Below are 20,066 nucleotides of genomic sequence, written 5' to 3'. Positions count from 1 at the left end.
CGTCATGGGGCGTCGACCGGCCGTGTCGCCGGGGGTACGGGGGACGCGTCCGTGCCCGCCGGCGCGGGCGAGGGCTCCCCGCGGACCGGCGCGCCGAGGAAGTGGAAGCCCGGCCGGGGGTGCATCAGGAAGTCGTGGTGCGAGATGTTCCAGGCGTACGCCCCGGCCATCGCGAACAGCACCCGGTCGCCGGGGCGCAGACCGTCCGTCACGGGGACGGCGCGGGCGAGGAGGTCCTTGGGGGTGCAGAGCTGTCCCACCAGGGTGACCGGGCCGGGCACGGCCGGGGGCCGGGGCCAGGGGTGCGGCCAGTCGTCGACGGGCAGCACGGCGCACGGCTGGTCGTGGCCCTTGGTGGCGGGGGTGCGCAGATGGTGGGTGCCGCCGAGGACGACGGCGAAGTCCTCGCCGTGGCTGTGCTTCACATCGAGGACCTCGGTGGCGTACCAGCCGCAGTAGACGGTCAGGGCCCGGCCGGGTTCGACGCGCAGCAGGGGGCCGGGGTGCTCGTCGGCGATCCGGGCGAGGCCCTCGCCGTACGCCTCCCAGTCGAAGGCGTTCTCCGGCCGGGCGTAGTCGACGGACATGCCGCCGCCGATGTTGACCTCGCGCAGCGGCACGCCGTGCCGGTCGGCGAGCGCGGCCGACCAGCGCACCACCGACGCGGCGACGGCGAGCTGGCGCGGGGCGTCGAGGCCGCTGGCGAGATGGGCGTGGACGCCGAGGAACTCCAGTCCGGGGCAGCTGCCGTCGGTGAGGGTGCGCAGGACGGCGTCGGCCTCGGACGGGTCGATTCCGAAGGGGGCGGGGCGGCCGCCCATCGCCAGGGCGCTGTCGCGCAGCAGTCCGCCGTCGACCGCGAGGTTGAAGCGGAGCAGTACGCCCGCACGGGCGCCCGTGCGGGCGGCGAGGGCGGCGAGCCGGGTCAGTTCGTGGGCGCTCTCGACATGGAACCGGGCCACGCCCAGCCGCAGGGCGCTCTCGATCTCGGCGGAGGTCTTGCCGGGGCCGGAGAAGGCCAGGGGCCGGCCGGGCACGGCGCGGGCCACATGGGCCAGCTCGCCGCCGGAGGAGACCTCGTAGCCGTCGACGTGGTCGCCGAGCGCGGTGAGGATCTCCGGTTCGGGGTTGGCCTTGGCCGCGTAGTACAGCTCGACGCGCTCGGGGAGTGCGGCGCGGACGGCGCGGGCGTGGTCGCGGAGCGCGTCGAGGTCGTAGAGGTAGGCCGGAAGTTGGCCGGTTTCCAGCGACCGGGCGAGCCGGTGGACGGCGGGGGCGGTCATCGGGGGCTCCAGTCGGCTTCGGCGCGGGTCGCCTCGGTGAGCACGTCCTCGGCGAGCGGGGAGGGCAGTCGGACGTATCCCGCGTGGCGGTCGGCCGAGCGCTCCCAGCGGGCGAGCAGATTGGCCTTGGCGGGCAGCGGTACGCCGGCGAGCAGCGCCCGCAGCCGGGGCGGGCGGCCGGCGTCCTCGGCGTACTCCTCGATGGTGCGGCGCACCAGGGACCAGAGGGCGGGCTCGGTCTGCGGGTGCAGATCGGCGAGGGCGGCGAGGAGTTCGGCGATGTGGTTGACGAGCAGGCAGTAGACGACGCGGTCCCAGCCGCGCCGGGCGTCGTAGGTGAGGGGGCCCGCGACGTCGGCGGGCAGGGCGGCGAGGAAGCGTTCGTGGTGGTCGGGGACGAGCTTGGCGCCCTCCAGGTCGCGGAAGAGGATCTGGGCGGGCCTGCCGTCGGGGCCGACGCCGACGATGACGTTCTGGAGATGGGGTTCGAGGACGAGGCCGTGGTCGAAGTAGGCGGCGAGGACGGGCGGGACGAGCAGCGCGAGATAGTCGCGCCACCAGGCGAGGGCGTCCGCGGGGCTCCGGCCGGCCAGATGGGAGACGTGTCCGGGGCCGGTGGGGTACTCGTCGGCGACGGCGGCGGCGAGGAGCGGGGTGACGCCGGGGAGCAGCCGTCCGCCGAGCCCCTCGCGGACGATGACGCCGAATCCCTCCAGGAGGCCGATGTCGGGGTGTCCGTCGGGGCCGGGGAGGGCGATGGAACGGTAGGCGGGCTCGCGGAGCATTCCGGTGCCGGGGAAGCGTTCGGCGAGGTCGTCGAGGGCGGGGGCGAGGAGCTTGGTGAGGGCGACCGCCCCGGACAGCTCGTAGTGGGAGTTCTTCCGGACGCAGTTGGTGATCCGGACGTTGAGGCTGAACTTGAGGAAGGCGTCGCCGTCGTAGAGGGTGCGCACCGAGGCGGTGGGGGTGAAGATCCGGTCGCCGGGGCCGAGGTCGAGGATGTCCTCGCGGTCGAGGGCGGCCCGCAGCGCGGGGCGTTCGCGCAGCTGTTCGTACTGCCAGGGGTGGGCGGGCAGCAGCCGGTAGCCGTCGGGCACGGGCCGCATCCGGTCGAGCGGGGCGGCGGCCGACGGTTCGGCGCACTCCTCGGCGATCAGTTCCTCGCGGACGGCGAGCAGCCGCAGCGGGAAGGAGGCCCGGGCCTCGGGGGCGTACGCCGACCAGGTGGCGGGGTCCGAGCTGTGGGCCTTGGGGGTGGGGTGGAAGCGGTGGCCGAGGACGAGGGACTGCTCGGAGGCGAGATAGGCGGTGAGGGGGTCGGCGCCGTGGCGGCCGGGGCCGGTGTGGGCGGCGAGGGCCGCGGTCACGCCCCGGTGGCTGGCGGCGATCTGGGGGAGGAACTCGTCGTTGCGCGCGCCGGTGCGCAGCGACAGCTCCGCGTGGGTGTAGGCGGCGAGCCGTCGCCAGTCCACCTCGGTCCAGCCGTCGGCGCGCTGTTCGGCGACGGGGCCGGTGAAGCGGTGCGCGCCCAGCAGTGAGGTGCGGCGGACGCCGACGCGGAGCAGCACGCCCCGGCGGGGCAGCCGCAGCATCAGCCGGCCGCCGCTGACGGCGGTCTGGTGCTCGGGTCCGGAGACCTCGCGCAGCAGGCAGTTCAGGAGGGTGTGGGCGACGGCCTCGTCGGCGGTGGGCAGCTTCGGGGGCGGGCCCTCGGCGGCGGTGGGGCGGTCGGGGGTGGTACTGGTCATCGGTTCCGCCTCCCCGGCGCCAGATAGTTGGGGCCGGTGCCGTAGTGCTTGTTGATGTCCAAAGCCCCTGATCTCTCCTTGGCGAGCAGGGTGCCCGCGGTGACCATTGCCTTGATGGGCAGGTGCGCTGCGTCCAGGACGTGGGTCCGCAGCAGATCGCCCCGCTCGGTGTCCAGCCGGTCCGCGGCCTCGGCGAGCCGCTCGCGTACGAGGGTGAGGAGCCGGTCGAGGGGCGCGCGGCCGTGCCGGGCGAGCCCGAAGGCGTAGGCCCCGGCGCAGAGGTGGACGGTGACGGTGGTGAAGAGGTCGAGGACCGGTCCGTCGGCGGTGTGGAGTATCCGCCGGTCGTCGAAGCCGTCCGGGCCGGGGCCGAGGGTGGCCGCGAGCCGGGCGGTGTTGATCCGGGGGCCGTCGTTGTCCTTGAGCAGCAGCCGGAGCCGTGTCCGGCCGTCGGCGCGGTCCAGCAGCAGGGAGATGTTCTGCTGGTGGGACTCGAGCGCGACGCCGTGGCCGAAGAGGGTGGTCTGCCAGTCGAAGAGCAGGGTGAGCAGGGCGTCGAGGAGGGCGATCGGGTCGCCGCCGTGGAAGCGGTCGGCCAGCGGGTCGATGACCGGCCGGCCGTCCGGTCCGGGGGCGAGCAGGGCCGCCAGGGGGACGACGACGGTGTTCTCCAGCCCGGCGGGGAGCTGTCGGACGAGGACGGCGAGGAGTTCGTGTCCGGCGTGGGCGTAGCGGGTCTCGTCCGCGTGCAGGACGACGCCGCGGAAGCGGGGCTCGTGGGCGATGACCCGCTCCAGCAGCCGCTGGCCCGCCGCGCCGTCGCTGAGGGTGCCGGGTTTGACGGTGCGCCGGTTGAGGCGGCCCAGGGTGGAGGTGGCGAGGGGCAGCTTGAGGTGGACGCCGGGGGCGGCCGTGAGGGCGACGGTCCGCATCGAGAGGGTGGGCACGGCTTCGGGGCCGGGCTCCTCGACGAGTTCGGCGCGGCCCTCGAGTCCGGTGTCGCGCAGGGCTCCGGACAGGGCGTCCCGGGCGGTCAGCGGGTGTACGGGCAGCGCGAGGCGTTCGTCGCCGGGGCGGGGGGAGGGCAGCGGGGCCGGGTCCCAGCCGTGGGCGGTGACGCTGTCCCGGGGCAGCAGCAGCCAGCGCAGCGGGAAGCGGGGGTGGAACTCCGGCGCGTACGCCGTGAGGTCGGCCTCGGTGAGGCCGGGGCGGCTGTGCGCGGTGGGGTAGACGGGATGGCCGAGCCGGGCGGCGAGGGTGTCGAAGGCGAGCGCGGCGCGCGGTCCGGTCCAGTGGGCCGGGTCGGGCCCGTGGCGGGCCACGAGGTCCGCGGTGGTCTCCTCCCGGGTGGCGGTGTGCAGACGCCGGGCGGCGAGGGTCTGCCGGCACTCGGCGGCGAAGGCCTCGAATCCGGGGCGGTCCCGGGGGTCGGCGAGGTCGGCCAGGGCGGCCATTATCGCGTCGGCGGTGGTCAGTTCCGTTCCGTCGGACTCGCGGCGCAGCAGGGGCAGCCGGGCCTCGGTGTCGCACTGGAAGCCGGGGGCGACGGGCCGGACGGGCAGCAGCCAGGCGTCGCCCCCGGGCGCGGCGCGGCGCAGCCAGGGACCGTCGGGTCCCTGCCAGGGGGTGCTGCGGGTGCGGAGTCCGACGACGTCCTCCCGCACCAGGGCGTCGAGCACATGGAGCAGCAGACCGGTCTCATGGTCCGCGAAGGTCACCGTCACGGTGTGATCTCCCAGCTCAGCCCGGCGAGGAAGTCGTCCACGGCCCGGTCCACGGATGTCTGGTCCGTGCCGGTGGCGCGGATGATGCCGAGGAAGTCGCGATTGGTGTGGTATAGGTCGTGCCGCTCGCCGGTGCGGCGCGTCGGACGGTAGGTGATTCTCACATCGTCGATTGTCAGATCGGCGGGTCCCGGGGCTGCGCTCAGGGTGCCCGCTCGGTCGGCGAGCGGGTAGACGAGGCGGGCCGCGCCGTCGGTGCGCGCGTTCAGATCGGCCGGAAGCGGTTCACCGAGATGGGTGCGGAGTATGTGCTCGAAGAGCGGGACGCCGAGGAGTTCGGCGAGCAGCAGATCGCACTGGTCGCCGATGGCGCGGTAGTTGACCTCGATGAGGCGGGCGCGTCCTCGGTGCACGACGAATTCGGTGTGGCAGACGCCGAAGCCGACTCCGAGGGCGTCGAGCTGGGCGAGGACCTGGGCGACGATCGGCTCGGGATGGGCGGGGACGAACGTCATGCGCTCTTCGATGAAGTACGGCAGGGGGGACAGCTCGGTGCGGAATCCGCCGAGCACATGGAGGCGGCGCCCGTCGCCGAGGGTCTCCAGGGTGTGCAGCTCTCCGGGGAGGTACTCCTCGACGACCAGGGCGGCCCCGGGGCGGCGGGCGCGGATCGCGGCGCAGTGGCGGAGCAGTTCGGCCGGGTCCCCGGCGTGGACCACGTCCTCGCTGGCCACCCCTTCGCGCGGCTTGACCACACAGGGGAAGGGGAGGTCCGGGCCGAGCAGCTCGGCGGGGTCCTGATGGGGCGCCAGTTCGACCGCGCGGACGGGTTCGGCGGACGGGCAGCGGCGCATCTGGGCCTTGTCCTTGGTGCGCAGGGTCGCGCGCCAGTCCTTGGCGGGGAGGCCGAAGTAGCCGGCCGCCAGCGCGGTCTGCGTCTGGAGGTGGTCGCTGTTGCTGAAGACGGCGTCGGGGCGGCGGTGGCCGGAGACGGCGCTGATGACGGCGTGGAAGTCGCGTACGTCGCAGGCGAGTATCTCGGCGTCCGGGTGAACCTCCCGGTAGCGGTCGCGATGGGCGTCGGGCTGGTCCGTCAGCAGGGTGACGGAGAGTCCGAGCCGTCGTGCGGCGGGGAGGAAGCCCTCGGTGACCGAGTCGGTGGGATTGAGGGCGAGCACATACATCTGCATGGGTGAAATACTTCCGCGCGCACATTCACTGGGGAGGGGACAGGCAGGAACAAGACAGGGCCGACCATGGCGGCCCGGCCTGCGGACCCGGGGTGAACCCCCAGGTCGAGGCGGTTCCGGAGGCTCCGGATCACCACGACGGAGCTTAGGTTAGGCATCCCTAATATTGCCAATTCACTTCGCGGCGACCCCAGTTAACGATCTGGTCCGAAGATGTGGTTAAGGTGAGCCTTACCTTCCCCTTCTCGGATGAGTCCGGTCGGCCGGTTCCACCCCTTCCGCCGTGCCGAATTCGGTCCGTCCAGCGCATTCCCCGGCTCCCGGTCTCCGGATTCCCCGGTCCTCCGGCCCGTTCCGTTCGCTCGCCCGTCCCCTCTGTGAGGAGTACCCGTGACCCTGGCCCCGGCGCTGGCACCTGCCGGAGCTGCCCTCAGCTGCTCCACTCTGCTGGCCTCCTCCTACCGCAGGCTCGCCCGGCTGTGCGAGGCGCTCGACGTGGTGGTGGCCGAGCCCCACGCACCCGCCGGCCAGGGCTGGATCGACGGCGCGGAGCTGGCGACCAGCCCCGAACTGCTCAACGCCTTCCTCGACACCGAGGCACACCGTATCCAGGACCGCTACGCGCACACGGCCCGCCCCGACGTGGTCGCCTCCCGCGCGCTGCACGGCTTCCTCTGGTCGGCGGTCCTGCTGATCAGCGGTCCCTGGTATCTGGAGCGGCGGGTCCCGCGGCTCCGCCCCGACCAGGTCCGGGTCAGCCGGACGAGGTCCGCCTACGCGGTGGTGCCGGGCGCGTTCTCCTGCCTGCCCGACGATCCGGCCGCGGGGCTCCCCGGCGCGGTGGTGGTGAGCGGCGAGGAGTCGCTGCGCGACGAGCTGCGCACGGCGGTCGCCGACCACGTACGGCCGGTGCTGGCGGCGATCGGGCCCCGGCTGCGCCGGGGGCCGCGCGCGCTGTGGGGCATGGTCACCGACGATCTGGTCTCCGGGATCTGGTACGCCGGGCGGATGCTCGGCGACGAGGAGCGCGCCGTCCGCGAGACCGGCGAACTGCTGCCGGGAGCCGTCGGACCGTACCCCGGCGGGGCGGCCTTCCGCCGGCTGACGGGCCGTGACGGCCAGACATACCCCACCCGCGACCGGATGGGCTGCTGCCTGTACTACACGATCCGCCCGGCCGAGGCCTGCGCCACCTGCCCCCGGACGAGTGACGCGGAGCGGCTGCGGCGGCTGGAGGGCACCGCGCCGTAACGCGGCGCCGCGTTCCACGGTGAACATTTTGGTACACACGCCTCATGTCACACCCGGGAACGCTGATCCTGATCATGGCCGCCGCCGTGCTCGCCCCGCTGCTCGCCCACGCCGCCGGCCGCTGGATCCGGATCCCGCTGGTGATCTTCGAGATCGCGCTGGGGATCCTCGTCGGGCCCGATCTCCTCGGCTGGGCCCGGCCGGACGCCGTCGTCGACACCCTCTCCCACCTCGGCCTGGCGATGCTGATCTTCCTCGCCGGGTACGAGATCGACTTCGCCGCGGTCCGCGGCGACACCCTGCGCCGCTCGGTCGCGGCCTGGCTGATCTCGCTCGCGGCGGGGCTCGGCATCGCGTCGCTCCTGAGCGACGGAACCGGGGCGCTGGTCATCGGCACCGCGCTCACCAGCACCGCGCTGGGCACCGTGCTGCCCATTCTCCGCGACAGCGGCGATCTGCGCGGACGGTTCGGGACGGTGACGCTGGCCTTCGGCGCGGTGGGCGAGTTCGGTCCGATCATCGCCATGGCGCTGCTGCTGAGCGGGCGCGGAGCCGGTGAGTCGGCGGCGCTGCTGGCCGGCTTCGCCGTGGTGACGGCGGGCGCGGTGTTCTGGGCGCTGCGCCCCCGGCCGCCCTGGTTCTCCCGGGTCGTCGCCCAGACCCTGCACAGCAGCGGCCAGTTCGCGGTCCGCTTCGTGATGCTGCTGCTGGTGTCGATGCTCGCGCTGTCGGCGGTCTTCGGACTGGACGCGCTGCTGGGCGCGTTCGCCGCCGGGGTGCTCACGCGGCTGGTGCTCGCCGGGGCCGCCCCCGCACAGAGCGCGGAGATCCTCGGCCGGATCGAGGCCATGGGATTCGGCTTCCTGGTGCCGCTCTTCTTCGTGGTCACCGGCATCGAGTTCGATCTGGACGCACTGCTGGACGGCGGGCGCGAACTGCTGCTGGTGCCGGTGTTCCTGACGCTCTTCCTCCTGGTGCGGGGGCTGCCGGTGCATCTCCTGGCCCCCCGGGACCTGCGCGGGGCGGACCGGCGGGCGCTGGCGCTGTACGCGGCCACCTGTCTGCCGCTGGTGGTCGCGATCACCGCCATCGGCGTGGGCGAGAAGGTGCTCGACCCGGGGGAGGCGGCCGCCCTGGTGGGGGCGGCCATGGTCTCGGTGCTCGTCCTCCCGCCGGCGGCGCTGCGGCTGCGGGCCCGGGAGGGCGCGGCGTCGGCCCGCGCCGAACGGGGCGAGGGGCCGGAGTCCTGGTGAGTTCGGGCCGGACGGGGCGGGCGTCGGGGCGCCGCCTCGGTCGGGTCCCGGGCCGCCCGGTCCGTGCGCGCGGCGCGGTCCGACCTGCCGGCACGGCCTCCGCCCACCGGTCTCCCGGAGCGGGCGCGCGCCGCCGGCCGCGCGGTGGCTCAGTACGCGCCGAACGACCAGAAGACGCCCACCTCGTCGTCGGTCACGACGACCAGTCCGAGGTCCTCGACCAGATCGAGTCCGCCGAGGTACTCGGAGGTGAGGAAGGAGTGGGAGCGGGTGCCCCGGAGGCCCGCCGCGAGGAAGTCCGGGGCCGGGTCCAGGGCGGCGGCGGTCGCGTTGGTCCAGTGGCTCGCGGCGGGTCCGTACCGGTCCAGCAGCGTCCGGGCGTCCGCCAGCACCGCGTCCCGGTCGGGGCGGGAGCGGACGGGGGCGGGCTCCGACTGCCACTCCTCGGCCATGACGGCGAGCGCGGCCACGGCCGCCTCCGGCTCCAGGCGGTGGAGACGGCCGGGCAGCGCCGAGGCGGCCGGCGGGTCGAAGGGGTACGCGGGGACCGTGTCGCGGGCGGTGTTGGCGCGGTCCCAGTCCAGTCGTATCCAGCCGCGGGGATCGCGCACCGAGCGGTGCAGCACCGCGAGGACGTCGTGGGCCCACTCGGCGTGGCGGCGGGGTCCGGTGGCCGCGAAGACATAGGCGTCGTCGAGCAGGCGCAGCGCCGCCGCGTTCCAGGGGCAGAGCCCGGCGCGGAACTCCGTCAGCAGACCGCCGGCTTCGCGTGCGAGGACGTCCTTCGGCTCACGGGGGAGGCGGGCGAGCCGGCCGAGGGTCCGGCGGACGAGTGTGTCCGCGGGGTCGTCCGGGAAGTGCGTGAGGTCGTCCGTGAGGTGCGTGAGGTGCGTGAGGTCTGCGAGGTGCGCGAGGTCGTCCGGGAAGGGGAGGTCCGCGCCGTCCCGCAGCGCTTCGAGATGGGCGTCGAGCCGTTCGAGGGCGGGCCGGCCGGCGGTCGTGGACATCGGGTCACTCTAGGCCGACCCGGCGGGCTCCGACGGTTCGGGCCTCCCCTGGACGACGGAAGCCCTCGGGCTCGCCGTCCGCCGTCCGCCGTCCGCCGTCCGCCGATAGTGGTTTGCCGCACCCGGAAGGCGGTCGTGAGACTCCTCCCATGCCGACGACCGCGCGTGACCTGACGCTGGAGCACTTCCGCCGGATCGACGGTCACGCGGATGTGTGGGCGGTCTTCCGGGACGCCGGGGCGCTGGCCGCCGCCGTCGTCGCCGCGCTCGTCGAACCGTTCCGGAACGAGCGGATCACCGCGGTCTGCGGGATCGAGTCGCGAGGTTTCCTGCTGGGCGGCGCGGCGGCCGTCGAACTCGGCGTCGGTTTCGTACCGGTCCGCAAGGGCGAGGGGCTCCTCCCCGGCGACACGGTGACGCGCCGCGCGTCCCCCGACTACCGGGATCTCCGCCACACCCTGCGCCTCCAGCGCTCCTCGCTGGGGCCGGGCGACCGTGTCCTGCTGATCGACGACTGGATCGAGACCGGCAGCCAGGCGGCCGCCGTCCGGAGCATGGCCGAGGAGTGCGGAGCCGACTGGGCGGGGTGCGGCGTCGTCGTCGACCAGCTCGCCGCGGCGCGGAGGGACGCCCTCGGCGCCCTTCACGGGCTGGTGGCCGCGCGGGACCTCCCGCCGTACGGGTCCTGAGACCGCCGGTACGACTCCGGGCGGCCGGGCCGGGAGCTTCCCCGTGCGGCCGGGGCGCGCCTGGGGAAGGATGGGAAGAGGCGGCAGCCGGCCACCCGGGCAGCGGCCTGGAGGACGCATGGAGTACGCGGAGACCTACGAGCTGGTCTTCCAGGCCTCGGGCGCCGAGGACGACGTGGTCATCGTCCGGCGCACCGAGCGGGCCGGGGCGGGCGGTCATCCGATCTACGAGGACGACACCGGCATCGTACGGGCGGAGATCAGCGAGCAGGGCGAGGTGCGGATGCTCGCGAGCGGCGGGCATCAGGCCCCGGGGCTGCCGGTGTCGCTCCGTCCGCTCGACGGCTGAGCGCCCCCCGTACTTCCCGTACGCACCCGCGGATCGCGGGGACGGCGTACGCACGGCTCCCCCGCCGACCCGGCAGACCCGGCAGACCCGGCAGACCCGCGGGCCGTCCCCCGGGACAGCACTCGCGCTCCCCGGGCAGGCCGTTACCCCTCGCACCCGGGACCCGCCGCCCTCTCCGAGGCGGGCGGAGGCATCGGCGCCGCCGTCGGCCCGGTCGTGCGCGCCCCCTCCGACCGACCGGTGTCCCAGGAGCGACTGCCCCGGCCGGCCCGTCCGGACATCACGCCCACCGGATGGCGGCACTCGCCGAGGGCGATCAGGCTCCGGCGTACCGGAACCGTCCCGTCCCCAGGCCGCCCGGCGCGCGGCGAACCGGGGCGGACTCGCCGTCGTACCCACGCGACTCGAAGCCTCCGCCCGGCCCCTGGGCCTCGGACCGTGCGGCGGTCGGCGGGCCGACCCGCTGTGGCCGTACGCGCGGCACGGCCGCCCGGGACCGTACGCCGTACGCGGCCGGGGCACCCGGAGCGGGCGGCCGGGGAGCCCCCTCGCGCAGCCGGAAGTCACCCCTGTCCCACGCCCGGGCTTGGCGATGACAGCTCTTGAGGGTTAGGTTAGGCAAACCTAAGTCATTGCCGCTGTCTCGATGCGCGGAGATGTGGAGACCCGGATGCGCCGCCTGTTCAACGCCCCTCCCCCGCAGCCGTCCAGCGCGGAACGGATCCGGTCGGTCCTGACGGCGGCCGACTCCATGACGGTCGTCACGGACGAGGGGCGCACCGAAGTCTCCCGGCTGGACGGCGCGGACGTCGCCGAGCACATCCATCTGCACCCGGCGATGGCGCGCGAGTGGGACGGCGACGGCGACGGCCCCTCGTACGAGGGCGGACCGACGCGCGCGACGCTGGAGTTCACCGATGTCGCGCCCACCCCCGTGCGCGACCGGGTCCGCGCCCGGGTGCTTCTGGCCGGATGGCTGCTGCCCTCGGCGGAGCATCCCTCGCCCGAGGGCAGCCGCTGCATGGAGTTCTCCCACGCGGTCCTCGACCGGGGCGGGGAGCGGGTCACCGTCGGCCTCGAAGAGCTGATGGACGCCGAGACCGATCCCCTCGCCACCTGCGAGGCCGGGATGCTCACCCATCTGATCGACGATCACAGCGATGTCGTCGGACTGCTGTTGCGGCTGGTGAAACCGCGGGTGACCCAGCGGGTGCGGCGCGCGCTGCCGCTGGCCATCGACCGCTACGGCATCACCCTGCGACTGGAGGGCGCGGACACCCACGAGGACGCGCGGCTGGCCTTCCCGGCCCCGGTCAGGGACGCCGACCAGGCGGGGGAACGCATTCACGCGCTGCTCAACACGGCCCGACAGCGCTCACCGCGGAGCTGGCTGCTGAGCGATTCCTGACGCTCCGCGCGCCGCCCCGCCCCGGCGGCGGGACGGCGCGCGGTCGAGCGGACGACGAGCCGGACGACGAGCCGGTCCGCGTATCGGCGGGCCGGCCCCGGGCGGGCGGCTCGGCGCTCCCGGAGACGGCCTCCGGGGCCGGCGGCCCGCCGGACGGACGCCGCGCTCAGCGGGAGCCGCGGGCTCCCCGGCCGCTCTTCATCGCCGCCGCCGTACAGACCAGCCCCAGCAGGAAGGTGAGGCCGCCGAGGACGGCGTTGGTCCAGATGACCCCCATGTCCGGACCGCTGCCCACGATCCACGGCGCGACGACCAGCCAGGCGCCCATGACGCACATGGCCCAGCTCAGGCCGTACATCCTCGCGGGGGTGACGGTGAATCCGAGCGCGAGCACGACGATCGCGACGCCCATGATCAGATTGTGCGTCGCGAGGGCGGGCTGACTGCCCGAGAAGTGGACGATCCACGGGGAGATCGCACACGCCAGGCCGACCAGGAACACGGGGCCGTCCACGAGGGCCACATCGCGCCCTCCGAGCACCCGGTCGTAGCGTTCGCGCATCTCGGAGATGTCGGGATGCCCCGCCAGATCTCCTCGGTGTGAGACGTCGGCCATACGACTCGCCTCCTTCGGTTGCACTGCAAGTCGGACCGAAGCGCGGCCGGGCCGCGCACTCCCATTCTGCGCTTATCTTTTCCTTATCGGAAGCAAAACGGAGCTTGAAATTCCGCCCCGTTGGGCGGCCTTGCCGCACAGGGGAAGGCAACCGCCGGACGGTGCGGTCGAAGCCGGACCGGGGCCGGGCGGAGCCGAGCGGGGCGGGCGCGGACGCGATCGGACGAGCGGCGCGAGCAAGAATCCGCGAAGCGATTGCCCCGACGCCTCACGGGCGGCTAGGTTCATTGCAAATGCATTTACATGCAAGCGCGCCTAATTGCCGTGCGCAATTGCCACGGGCGAGAACGGGCGTGTCGCCCCCGCGCTCCGGGCCGCCCGCGCCCCGGAGCGCGGGGTGAAGTGCCACCGTCCCTACCGACGGGTAATGTGAACTGCTCCCCGGTCCGGGCCCCCAGCGGTCCACGCCGACCGGGGAGCGGTCACTTCGACCGGAGCGAACAAGGAGATGGTCCGTGCCAGGAGTTGGACTCCACCGCCCGGACGAGGGCCGCGTACCAGCCCGTATTCGAGGAACTTCGAGGAACGGAGTCGTCCCCATGCCACGCACCCTGGCCGTCTCGGACAGCATCGTCATCCAGGCCGCCCCTTCCGCGATCTACGAGCAGGTCAGCAATCCGGCCCTGATGGGCCGGTGGAGTCCGGAGAACCTGGGCGCGACCGTGCACGGCGACGGCGCGCGGGAAGCCCATGTCGGCATGGAGTTCGACGGCCACAACCAGCGGGGCAAGGTGCGCTGGACCACTCGCTGCACGGTGACGGCGGCGATACCCGGGCAGCGCTTCGCCTTCCGGGTGCACGCGATCGGCAGACGACGGCCGCTGCTCCGGGGCCGGATCGCCACCTGGGAGTACCGCTTCGACGCGTTCGACGGCGGCACACGGGTGACCGAGACCTGGCGGGACGACCGGCGCGCCTGGCCCGACGCGCTGGCGAACGCCTTCGACCGGCTGGCGACCCGCGGCCACACCTTCGCGGACTTCCAGCGCGGCAACATCCGCCGGACGCTGCGCAATCTCAAGGAGGCCATGGAGTCCGCGTCAACCCCTTCATGACCTTGACGCGGGCGCGGCCCGGATGCGCGAGACTGACTCCGTGTTGGGCAATCTTCCCGAGGAAGCGACCAGCTTCGTCGGACGGAACCGGGAACTGTTCCGGCTGGACCGGGCGCTGATACGCCATCGTCTGGTCACCCTCGTCGGCAGCGGCGGCGTCGGCAAGTCGCGGCTGGCGCTGCGCGCCGCGAGACGGACGGGCGAGGCGTACCGGGACGGGGTGGCGTGGGCGAGTCTCTCCTCCCTCCAGGGCGACCGGCTGCTGCTGTCCACCGTGTCGGACGCCTGCGATCTGTCCGATCACACCCCCCGGATGCCGGTCGACGCGCTCTGCGAGTGGCTCATGGGCAAGGAACTGCTGCTGGTGCTCGACTCCTGCGAGCACCTGGTCGATCCCTGCCGGGCCCTGGTCGGCGATCTGCTGACCACCGTGCCCGGGCTGACGGTGCTGGCCACGAGCAGACGGCCGCTGGGAATGGACGACGAGCGGCAGGTCGAGGTCGGTCCGCTGGGGGTGGACGGGCCGGACGCGCTGGAGCTGTTCCGCCAGCGTCTGGCGTCCGCCGCCGCCGAGTCGGGAACCACGGCTCCGGCCGGGGGCGGTGACCCCGAGCCGGCGGATCCGCTCCCCCGGCAGACGACCGCCGCCCGGATCTGCCGCCGTCTCGAAGGCATTCCGCTGGCCCTGGAACTGGCCGCGGCGCAGGCCGCCCGCAGCGGCGTCGAGGACGTCGCCGCACGGCTCGGCTCCCGTTTCGAGGTGCTCCGGGCCGCCGACGACATCGCGGTGCTGCCCGAGCGGCACCGGACGATGCTTACCACGATCGGGTGGAGTCATGAGCTGTGCGCCCCGCTCGAACGGCTGCTGTGGGCGCGGCTCACCGTCTTCCGCGGGGACTTCGACGAGGCCACCGCCCGCGCCGTGTGCGCGGGCGGTCCGCTCGACCCGGCGGAGTTCGGGCCGCTGCTCGACCGTCTCGTGGCCGCCTCGGTGCTCACCTCCGTCAGGGTCGACGGCGGCAGCGGCATCCGCTACCGCATGCTCGACACCATCCGGGAGTACGGCCGGATGTGGCTGCGCGCCCTGCGCGAGGAGCGCGCGACGGCCGACCGGCACGCCGATCACTTTCTGCGCTTCGCGGACCGCGCCCACGCGGAGTGGCTCGGTCCGGAGCAGGCCCACTGGTACCGGCGGGTCGGCGACGCGCACACCGATCTGTGCACCGCGCTGGACCATCTGCTGACCGCGTCCCCGCCCCGGGCGCTGCGACTGATGGGCCTGGTCGGCTTCTTCTGGAGCTGCTGCGGGCATCTGCACGAGGCCCGCGACTATCTGGAACAGGCCCTGTCCGCTCACCCGGAGGACGGTCCGGACCGCACCCGGGGGCTGTGGGCGCTCGGGGTCACGGTCACTCTGCAGGGCGAGTACGCGACGGCCCGGCGGATCAGCGACGCCTGCACTCTCTCCGCGCACCGGGAGGGCGGTACGGAGGGGACGCTCGCGGCGGCCTACCTCGCCGGGCTGATCGCCCTGTTGACGGGTCGCGCGCTCGACGCGGACCGGGGCGCGGCCGAGGCGCTGGCCGCCGCGCCGGGCGGTCCCTTCGACTCGGCCGACGGGCTGCGCTGTCATCTGGTCAGGGTCTTCGCGCTCACCGGGCTCGGCAGACTGCCGGAGGCGCGGGAACGGGCGCTGGCCCTGCGGAAGGGCTGTGTGGCGCGGGGCGAGTCCTGGACCCGCGCCTATCTCGACTACCAGCTCAGCCTGATCGCGCTCTTCGCGGGCGAGCCGGCCGACGCGGCCGAGCACGCGCGGGCGATGCTCGCGTGCAAGAACGGGATCGGCGACAGTTTCGGCATCGCGCTGGGGCTCGATCTGCTGGCCGCCGCGATCGCGGCGGGCGGCGACGGGGAACGCGCGGGTCTGGTGTACGGAACCGGTCAGGCGTTCTGGAGCACCGTCGGCCATCCGCAGCGCGGCACCCCGGAGCTGGCGGATGTGCGCCGGCAGTGCGAACGGGCGGCGCGGGAGGGCGCGGGCGACCGCGCCTTCGAGGCCGCGTACCGGCGCGGCGTCACCGCCGATCTCGATTCCGGCCTCAAGGCGGCCCTGGTCCCGCCCCCGGGCTGACGCCGAGCGCTGCTCCGGGACGGGGTCTGACGCGGACCGGGTCCTTTCGGGGGGCCGGCCCTGTTGGGGCCCGAGCCGTGGTGCGGGGCCGGCCTTGTCGCGGGCCGGGTCCCTGGTGCGGGCCGGCGGGCCCCTGTCGGGCGCGTCCCGCCGCTCGGCGGGTCCTGCGGAGGGCCGGATCTTGTTTCCGGACCGGGTCCCTCGGAGGAACGCGCCGGGTCCGCACCGGACCCCGCACCGGACCCCGCGGCGGACCGGGTCGGAGGGCCCGGGCGGTCAGACCGTGGCGATCTCCGGCGCGGCCCGGGCCAGGGCTTCGAGGACCGGGCTGATCAGAGGATGTCGCTCCGCCCCACGGCGTACGGCGGCGAACACCCGCCGGGTGGCCGCCGGGCCGGAGACCGGCCGCACCACCGCGTTCTTCGGCTCCATCCCGCGCAGGGCGGAACGCGGCACCAGCGCCACCCCGGCGCCCGCGCCCGCGAGCGCGACGACCGCGCGGAAGTCGTCGGAGGAGTGCACCAGCCGGGGCTGGAAACCGGCCAGCTCACAGGCGAGCAGCACCATGTCGTGACAGGGGTTGCCGGGGTACGGGCCGATCCAGTCGCTGTCCGCCAGCTCGGCGAGCGCGACGCGCCCGGAGCCCGCGAGCGGGTGGCCCTCGTGCAGGACGGCGTCGAACGGCTCCGCGTACAGCGGCACCCGGGACAGCCGCCGGCCGTCGTCGCCGGGGGCTCCCCGGTACTCGACCGCGACCGCGAGATCCGCCTCGCCGTCGAGGACGAGCGGCAGGCTCTCGTCCCCCTCGGCGTCCCGGACCCGGACCCGGATCCCGGGGTGGCCGTCCGCGAGGAGCGCCATCGCCGGGGCGACGACCTCGGCGATGCCGGTGGCGAAGGCCGCCACCGTCACCTCGCCGGCCGCGCCGCCCGCGTAGGCCGCCAGCTCCGCCTCCGCCCGTTCCAGCTGGGCCAGGACGGCATGGGTGTGGACCAGCAGGATCTCCCCCGCGGCCGTCGGCCGGACCCCCTTGCCGCTGCGGATCAGCAAGGTGTGGCCGGTCTCCTGCTCCAACGCGCTGAGCTGCTGGGAGACGGCCGAGGGGGTGAGATACAGCGCGGAGGCCGCGGCGGTCACCGTACGGTGGTCCGCCACGGCCCGCAGAATGCGCAGCCGCCGGGGGTCGATCATCCGCTTATTCTGTCAGCCAGGTCCTCCGGCCGGCCCGGGCGGCTCGGACCCGGCCGTCGTCGGCGGACGGCCGGCCCGGGGGCCGGCGGGCTCAGCCCCGCAGTTCCTCCCGCGCCTCGGTGAACGCGGTGACCACCCGCTCCACGTCCTGCGTGGAGTGCGCGGCGGAGAGCTGGACCCGGATCCGGGCCTGGCCCATCGGGACGACGGGGTACGAGAAGCCGATGACGTAGACCCCGCGCTCCAGCAGCAGCTCGGCCATCCGGCCGGCCTCCGCCGCGTCCCCGATCATCACGGGGGCGATGGGGTGGTCGCCGGGGAGGATCTCGAAGCCCTCCTCGGTCATCCGGCCGCGGAACAGCTCGGTGTTCTTCCGCAGCCGCTCGCGCAGCTCGCCGGCCGACTCCAGCAGGTCGAGCACCTTGAGCGAGGCGGCCGCGATCACGGGGGCGAGGGAGTTGGAGAAGAGGTACGGGCGCGAGCGCTGGCGGAGCAGCTCGACGATCTCGGCGCGGGCGGCCACATAGCCACCGGACGCGCCGCCGAGCGCCTTGCCGAGCGTGCCGGTGATGATGTCCACCCGGTCCATCACGCCGGCCAGCTCGGGCGTGCCGCGGCCGCCGGGGCCGACGAAGCCCACCGCGTGCGAGTCGTCGACCATGACCATGGCGTCATAGCGGTCGGCGAGATCGCAGATCTCGGCGAGAGGGGCGACATAGCCGTCCATGGAGAAGACGCCGTCGGTGACGATGAGGCGGCGGCGGGCGTCCTGGGTCTCCTTGAGCCGCTGCTCCAGATCGGCCAGGTCGCGGTTGGCGTAGCGGTGGCGGCGGGCCTTGGAGAGGCGGATGCCGTCGATGATGGAGGCGTGGTTGAGGGCGTCGGAGATGACGGCGTCCTCGGGGCCGAGGAGGGTCTCGAAAACGCCGCCGTTGGCGTCGAAGCAGGAGGAGTACAGGATGGTGTCCTCCTGGCCGAGGAAGGCAGACAGCCTCGCCTCCAGCTCCTTGTGCACATCCTGGGTGCCGCAGATGAACCGCACCGAGGCCATGCCGTAGCCCCAGCGGTCCAGCGCCTCCTTGGCGGCGGCGACGACCTCGGGGTGGTCCGCGAGGCCCAGGTAGTTGTTGGCGCAGAAGTTGAGCACCTCGTCCCCGGAGGCGACGGAGACGGTGGCGCTCTGCGGTGTGGTGATGACGCGTTCCGGCTTGTGCAGGCCGGCGGCGCGGATCTCGTCCAGGGTGGTGCGGAGGTCGTCGCGGACGGACGCGTACATGAAGAGTGCTCCCTCGGGTGGCGGCTGGCTGGCGATCGGTGGCTGCGGGTCGGCGGGTCAGCGGGTCAGCGGGTCCAGTCGAGGATGATCTTGCCGCTGCGCGCGGTGGCCGCCTCGTCGAACGCCGCGTCGAAGTCCCGGAATCCGTAACTGCCGGTGATCACCGGGGTGAGGTCCAGTCCGGCTTCCAGCAGGACCGTCATGGCGTACCAGGTCTCGTACATCTCACGGCCGTAGATGCCCTTGACGGTGATCATCGAGGTGACGATCTTCGACCAGTCGACGGCGAACTCCTGCGCCGGCAGGCCGAGCATGGCGATGCGTCCGCCGTGGGTCATGTTGTCGACCATGTCGCGCATGGCCTCGGCGCGGCCCGACATCTCCAGGCCGATGTCGAAGCCCTCCTTGAGTCCGAGCTGTCGCTGGGCCTCGTCGATGCCGTGGGCGGAGACGTTCAGGGCGAGGGTGGCTCCGGCCTTGCGGGCGAGTTCCAGCCGGGATTCGCTGACGTCGGTGATCACCACATTGCGGGCTCCCGCGTGCCGGGCGACGGCGGCGGCCATGATGCCGATCGGTCCCGCGCCGGTGATGAGCACGTCCTCGCCGACGAGGGGGAAGGTGAGCGCGGTGTGCACGGCGTTGCCGAACGGATCGAAGATCGCGGCGATGTCCAGGTCCACGCTGGTGCGGTGCACCCAGACATTCGACGCGGGCAGGGCCACGTACTCGGCGAACGCGCCGTCGCGGCCGACGCCGAGCCCCACCGTGCTGCGGCACAGATGACGGCGGCCGGCGAGGCAGTTGCGGCACTTGCCGCAGACGAGATGGCCCTCGCCGCTCACCGTGTCGCCGATCTCGATGTCGCGGACGTCCGCGCCCACGGCCGCGACCTCGCCGACGAACTCGTGCCCGAGCACACGCGGTGTGCTGACGGCCTGCTGGGCCCAGCCGTCCCAGGAGCGGATGTGCAGATCGGTGCCGCAGATCCCGGTGCGCAACACCCTGATCAGCACATCGCCCGGACCGGTCTCCGGCTCCGGCACGTCGAGAAGCCAGAGACCGGGCTCGGCGTGCTGCTTGACAAGTGCCTTCATCGGGGCGGCTCCAGGCAGGATGACGGATAGCTCATGACAAATTGACCAAAGATCACATCTACGCCACTGGTCACAAAATATGTCAGCGTCGGTCAATGGACCGGGACCAAATCTGCCCAGCGTGGCCCCAGGAGTCCATCGAGGATTTCTTAAGCGGGCCAACAGCGGAGCTTCACGGGGTGGTGGGAGGCACGGCGGGATCGAGCCGGGCGGGCCCGGCGGGACGACGGGGCGGGCAGGGACGGGGGCGGCCGAGGGGCGGGGGATGGGGGGCGGTCAGCGGGGCACGAGCCCGGCGGGGCGACTCGGGCAGGGCGGGACGGCCCCGGCGCACGGGCGGGCGGGACGGCCGGGCGGGGGCCGGCGGGACGCCCCGGGGCGGGCGATCCCGGTCTCCGGCGCCCCTCGGTCGCATATTCGGCCCGGCGGTGCGAGCCTGGGAGGATGAGCTGGGCATCCTGGACGACCACGGGTGTGTACTCCGGGCGCGGCGGAGTGCTCACCGAGGAGGTCGGTCCTCTGACCGGTGATCTCTCCGTGCACACCACGTGGGCCGACGGCGAGGCGCGTATCGCGGTGCAGTACAGCGGCGCGTCCGACTGGTTCACCCTGTCCGGCAGCCCCATCCCCTGTGCGACGGAGGAGGACAGCCGGGCGCTGCACCAGGCCGTGGTGGAGGCGGTGGAACAGGGCGGCGGGGCCTCCGTGCCCGCTGTGCCGCGCGAGGTCGCCTGATCCTCG

Annotated in this window: 17 protein-coding genes; 8 read left to right on the top strand and 9 right to left on the bottom strand. The window is 73.8% G+C overall.

The annotated features are described in order from the left end of the window. Positions 1-2: 2 nt before the first annotated feature. From ACF089_RS07175 to ACF089_RS07160, 4 genes are read right to left on the bottom strand one after another with little or no spacing between them, the layout of a single operon-like run. Positions 3-1,283 (bottom strand): type III PLP-dependent enzyme, encoded by a 1,281-nt coding sequence (locus ACF089_RS07175; RefSeq protein WP_392022954.1) that lies wholly within the window; start codon positions 1,281-1,283, stop codon positions 3-5. Further along, entirely contained in the window at positions 1,280-3,031 is a 1,752-nt protein-coding gene (locus tag ACF089_RS07170) for an IucA/IucC family protein (RefSeq protein WP_392022951.1), read from the bottom strand. The genes ACF089_RS07175 and ACF089_RS07170 overlap by 4 nt, the downstream gene beginning before the upstream one ends. After that, positions 3,028-4,755 carry an IucA/IucC family protein gene (locus ACF089_RS07165; RefSeq protein WP_392022948.1) on the bottom strand — a complete coding sequence of 576 codons (1,728 nt, stop codon included), beginning with the start codon at positions 4,753-4,755 and terminating at the stop codon, positions 3,028-3,030. Before ACF089_RS07165 ends, ACF089_RS07170 begins: the two co-directional genes overlap by 4 nt. Then, positions 4,752-5,945: an acetyl-CoA carboxylase biotin carboxylase subunit family protein gene (locus tag ACF089_RS07160; protein WP_392022945.1), complete on the bottom strand. Its 1,194-nt coding sequence runs from the start codon at positions 5,943-5,945 to the stop codon at positions 4,752-4,754. The genes ACF089_RS07165 and ACF089_RS07160 overlap by 4 nt, the downstream gene beginning before the upstream one ends. Before the next feature lie 390 nt (positions 5,946-6,335). Between ACF089_RS07160 and ACF089_RS07155 the strand changes: the two genes are divergently transcribed. Both ACF089_RS07155 and ACF089_RS07150 read left to right on the top strand, forming a co-directional pair. Beyond that, positions 6,336-7,196, top strand: coding sequence for a (2Fe-2S)-binding protein (locus ACF089_RS07155; protein ID WP_392022943.1), 861 nt, complete (start codon positions 6,336-6,338; stop codon positions 7,194-7,196). A 44-nt stretch (positions 7,197-7,240) separates the two neighbouring features. Then, on the top strand, positions 7,241-8,449 hold the full coding sequence (locus tag ACF089_RS07150) for a cation:proton antiporter (protein WP_392022941.1): 1,209 nt from the start codon (positions 7,241-7,243) through the stop codon (positions 8,447-8,449). 149 nt (positions 8,450-8,598) lie between these two features. Here ACF089_RS07150 and ACF089_RS07145 read toward each other — a convergent pair whose 3' ends face one another. Next, on the bottom strand, positions 8,599-9,456 hold the full coding sequence (locus ACF089_RS07145; RefSeq protein ID WP_392022939.1) for a hypothetical protein: 858 nt from the start codon (positions 9,454-9,456) through the stop codon (positions 8,599-8,601). A 149-nt stretch (positions 9,457-9,605) separates the two neighbouring features. Between ACF089_RS07145 and ACF089_RS07140 the strand changes: the two genes are divergently transcribed. The 3 genes from ACF089_RS07140 (at position 9,606) to ACF089_RS07130 (ending at position 11,902) form a co-directional block, all read left to right on the top strand. Then, positions 9,606-10,145, top strand: coding sequence for a phosphoribosyltransferase family protein (locus ACF089_RS07140; protein ID WP_392022936.1), 540 nt, complete (start codon positions 9,606-9,608; stop codon positions 10,143-10,145). A 118-nt stretch (positions 10,146-10,263) separates the two neighbouring features. Further along, positions 10,264-10,494 (top strand): DUF6296 family protein, encoded by a 231-nt coding sequence (locus tag ACF089_RS07135; protein WP_392022934.1) that lies wholly within the window; start codon positions 10,264-10,266, stop codon positions 10,492-10,494. 670 nt (positions 10,495-11,164) lie between these two features. Then, complete coding sequence (locus ACF089_RS07130; RefSeq protein WP_392022933.1) at positions 11,165-11,902, top strand: DUF2470 domain-containing protein; 738 nt, start codon at positions 11,165-11,167, stop codon at positions 11,900-11,902. Between the two features lie 166 nt (positions 11,903-12,068). Here ACF089_RS07130 and ACF089_RS07125 read toward each other — a convergent pair whose 3' ends face one another. Continuing rightward, a complete protein-coding gene (locus tag ACF089_RS07125) occupies positions 12,069-12,518 on the bottom strand; it encodes an SPW repeat protein (RefSeq protein ID WP_392022931.1) in 450 nt (149 codons plus the stop codon). Positions 12,519-13,117: 599 nt separating this feature from the next. Here ACF089_RS07125 and ACF089_RS07120 point away from each other — a divergent pair. Beyond that, a complete protein-coding gene (locus ACF089_RS07120; protein WP_392022928.1) occupies positions 13,118-13,633 on the top strand; it encodes an SRPBCC family protein in 516 nt (171 codons plus the stop codon). A gap of 40 nt (positions 13,634-13,673) precedes the next feature. Next, positions 13,674-15,764 carry an ATP-binding protein gene (locus ACF089_RS07115; RefSeq protein ID WP_392022925.1) on the top strand — a complete coding sequence of 697 codons (2,091 nt, stop codon included), beginning with the start codon at positions 13,674-13,676 and terminating at the stop codon, positions 15,762-15,764. A 276-nt stretch (positions 15,765-16,040) separates the two neighbouring features. On the opposite strand, the gene ACF089_RS07110 is transcribed toward ACF089_RS07115, so the two are convergent. From ACF089_RS07110 to tdh, 3 genes are all read right to left on the bottom strand, one after another. Continuing rightward, positions 16,041-16,955 (bottom strand): LysR family transcriptional regulator, encoded by a 915-nt coding sequence (locus ACF089_RS07110; protein WP_392022922.1) that lies wholly within the window; start codon positions 16,953-16,955, stop codon positions 16,041-16,043. A gap of 91 nt (positions 16,956-17,046) precedes the next feature. Further along, positions 17,047-18,231, bottom strand: coding sequence for a glycine C-acetyltransferase (locus tag ACF089_RS07105; RefSeq protein ID WP_392022920.1), 1,185 nt, complete (start codon positions 18,229-18,231; stop codon positions 17,047-17,049). A gap of 65 nt (positions 18,232-18,296) precedes the next feature. Next, a complete protein-coding gene (tdh, locus tag ACF089_RS07100) occupies positions 18,297-19,325 on the bottom strand; it encodes an L-threonine 3-dehydrogenase (RefSeq protein ID WP_392022917.1) in 1,029 nt (342 codons plus the stop codon). Between the two features lie 444 nt (positions 19,326-19,769). Between tdh and ACF089_RS07095 the strand changes: the two genes are divergently transcribed. Next, on the top strand, positions 19,770-20,060 hold the full coding sequence (locus ACF089_RS07095) for a hypothetical protein (RefSeq protein ID WP_392022916.1): 291 nt from the start codon (positions 19,770-19,772) through the stop codon (positions 20,058-20,060). Positions 20,061-20,066: the final 6 nt, after the last annotated feature.

It is taken from the genome of Streptomyces sp. NPDC014894, assembly GCF_043080985.1.
GTDB lineage: Bacteria > Actinomycetota > Actinomycetes > Streptomycetales > Streptomycetaceae > Streptomyces.
Note: the sequence above shows the minus strand (reverse complement) of the source record. Positions and strands in the feature narration are given on the sequence as shown.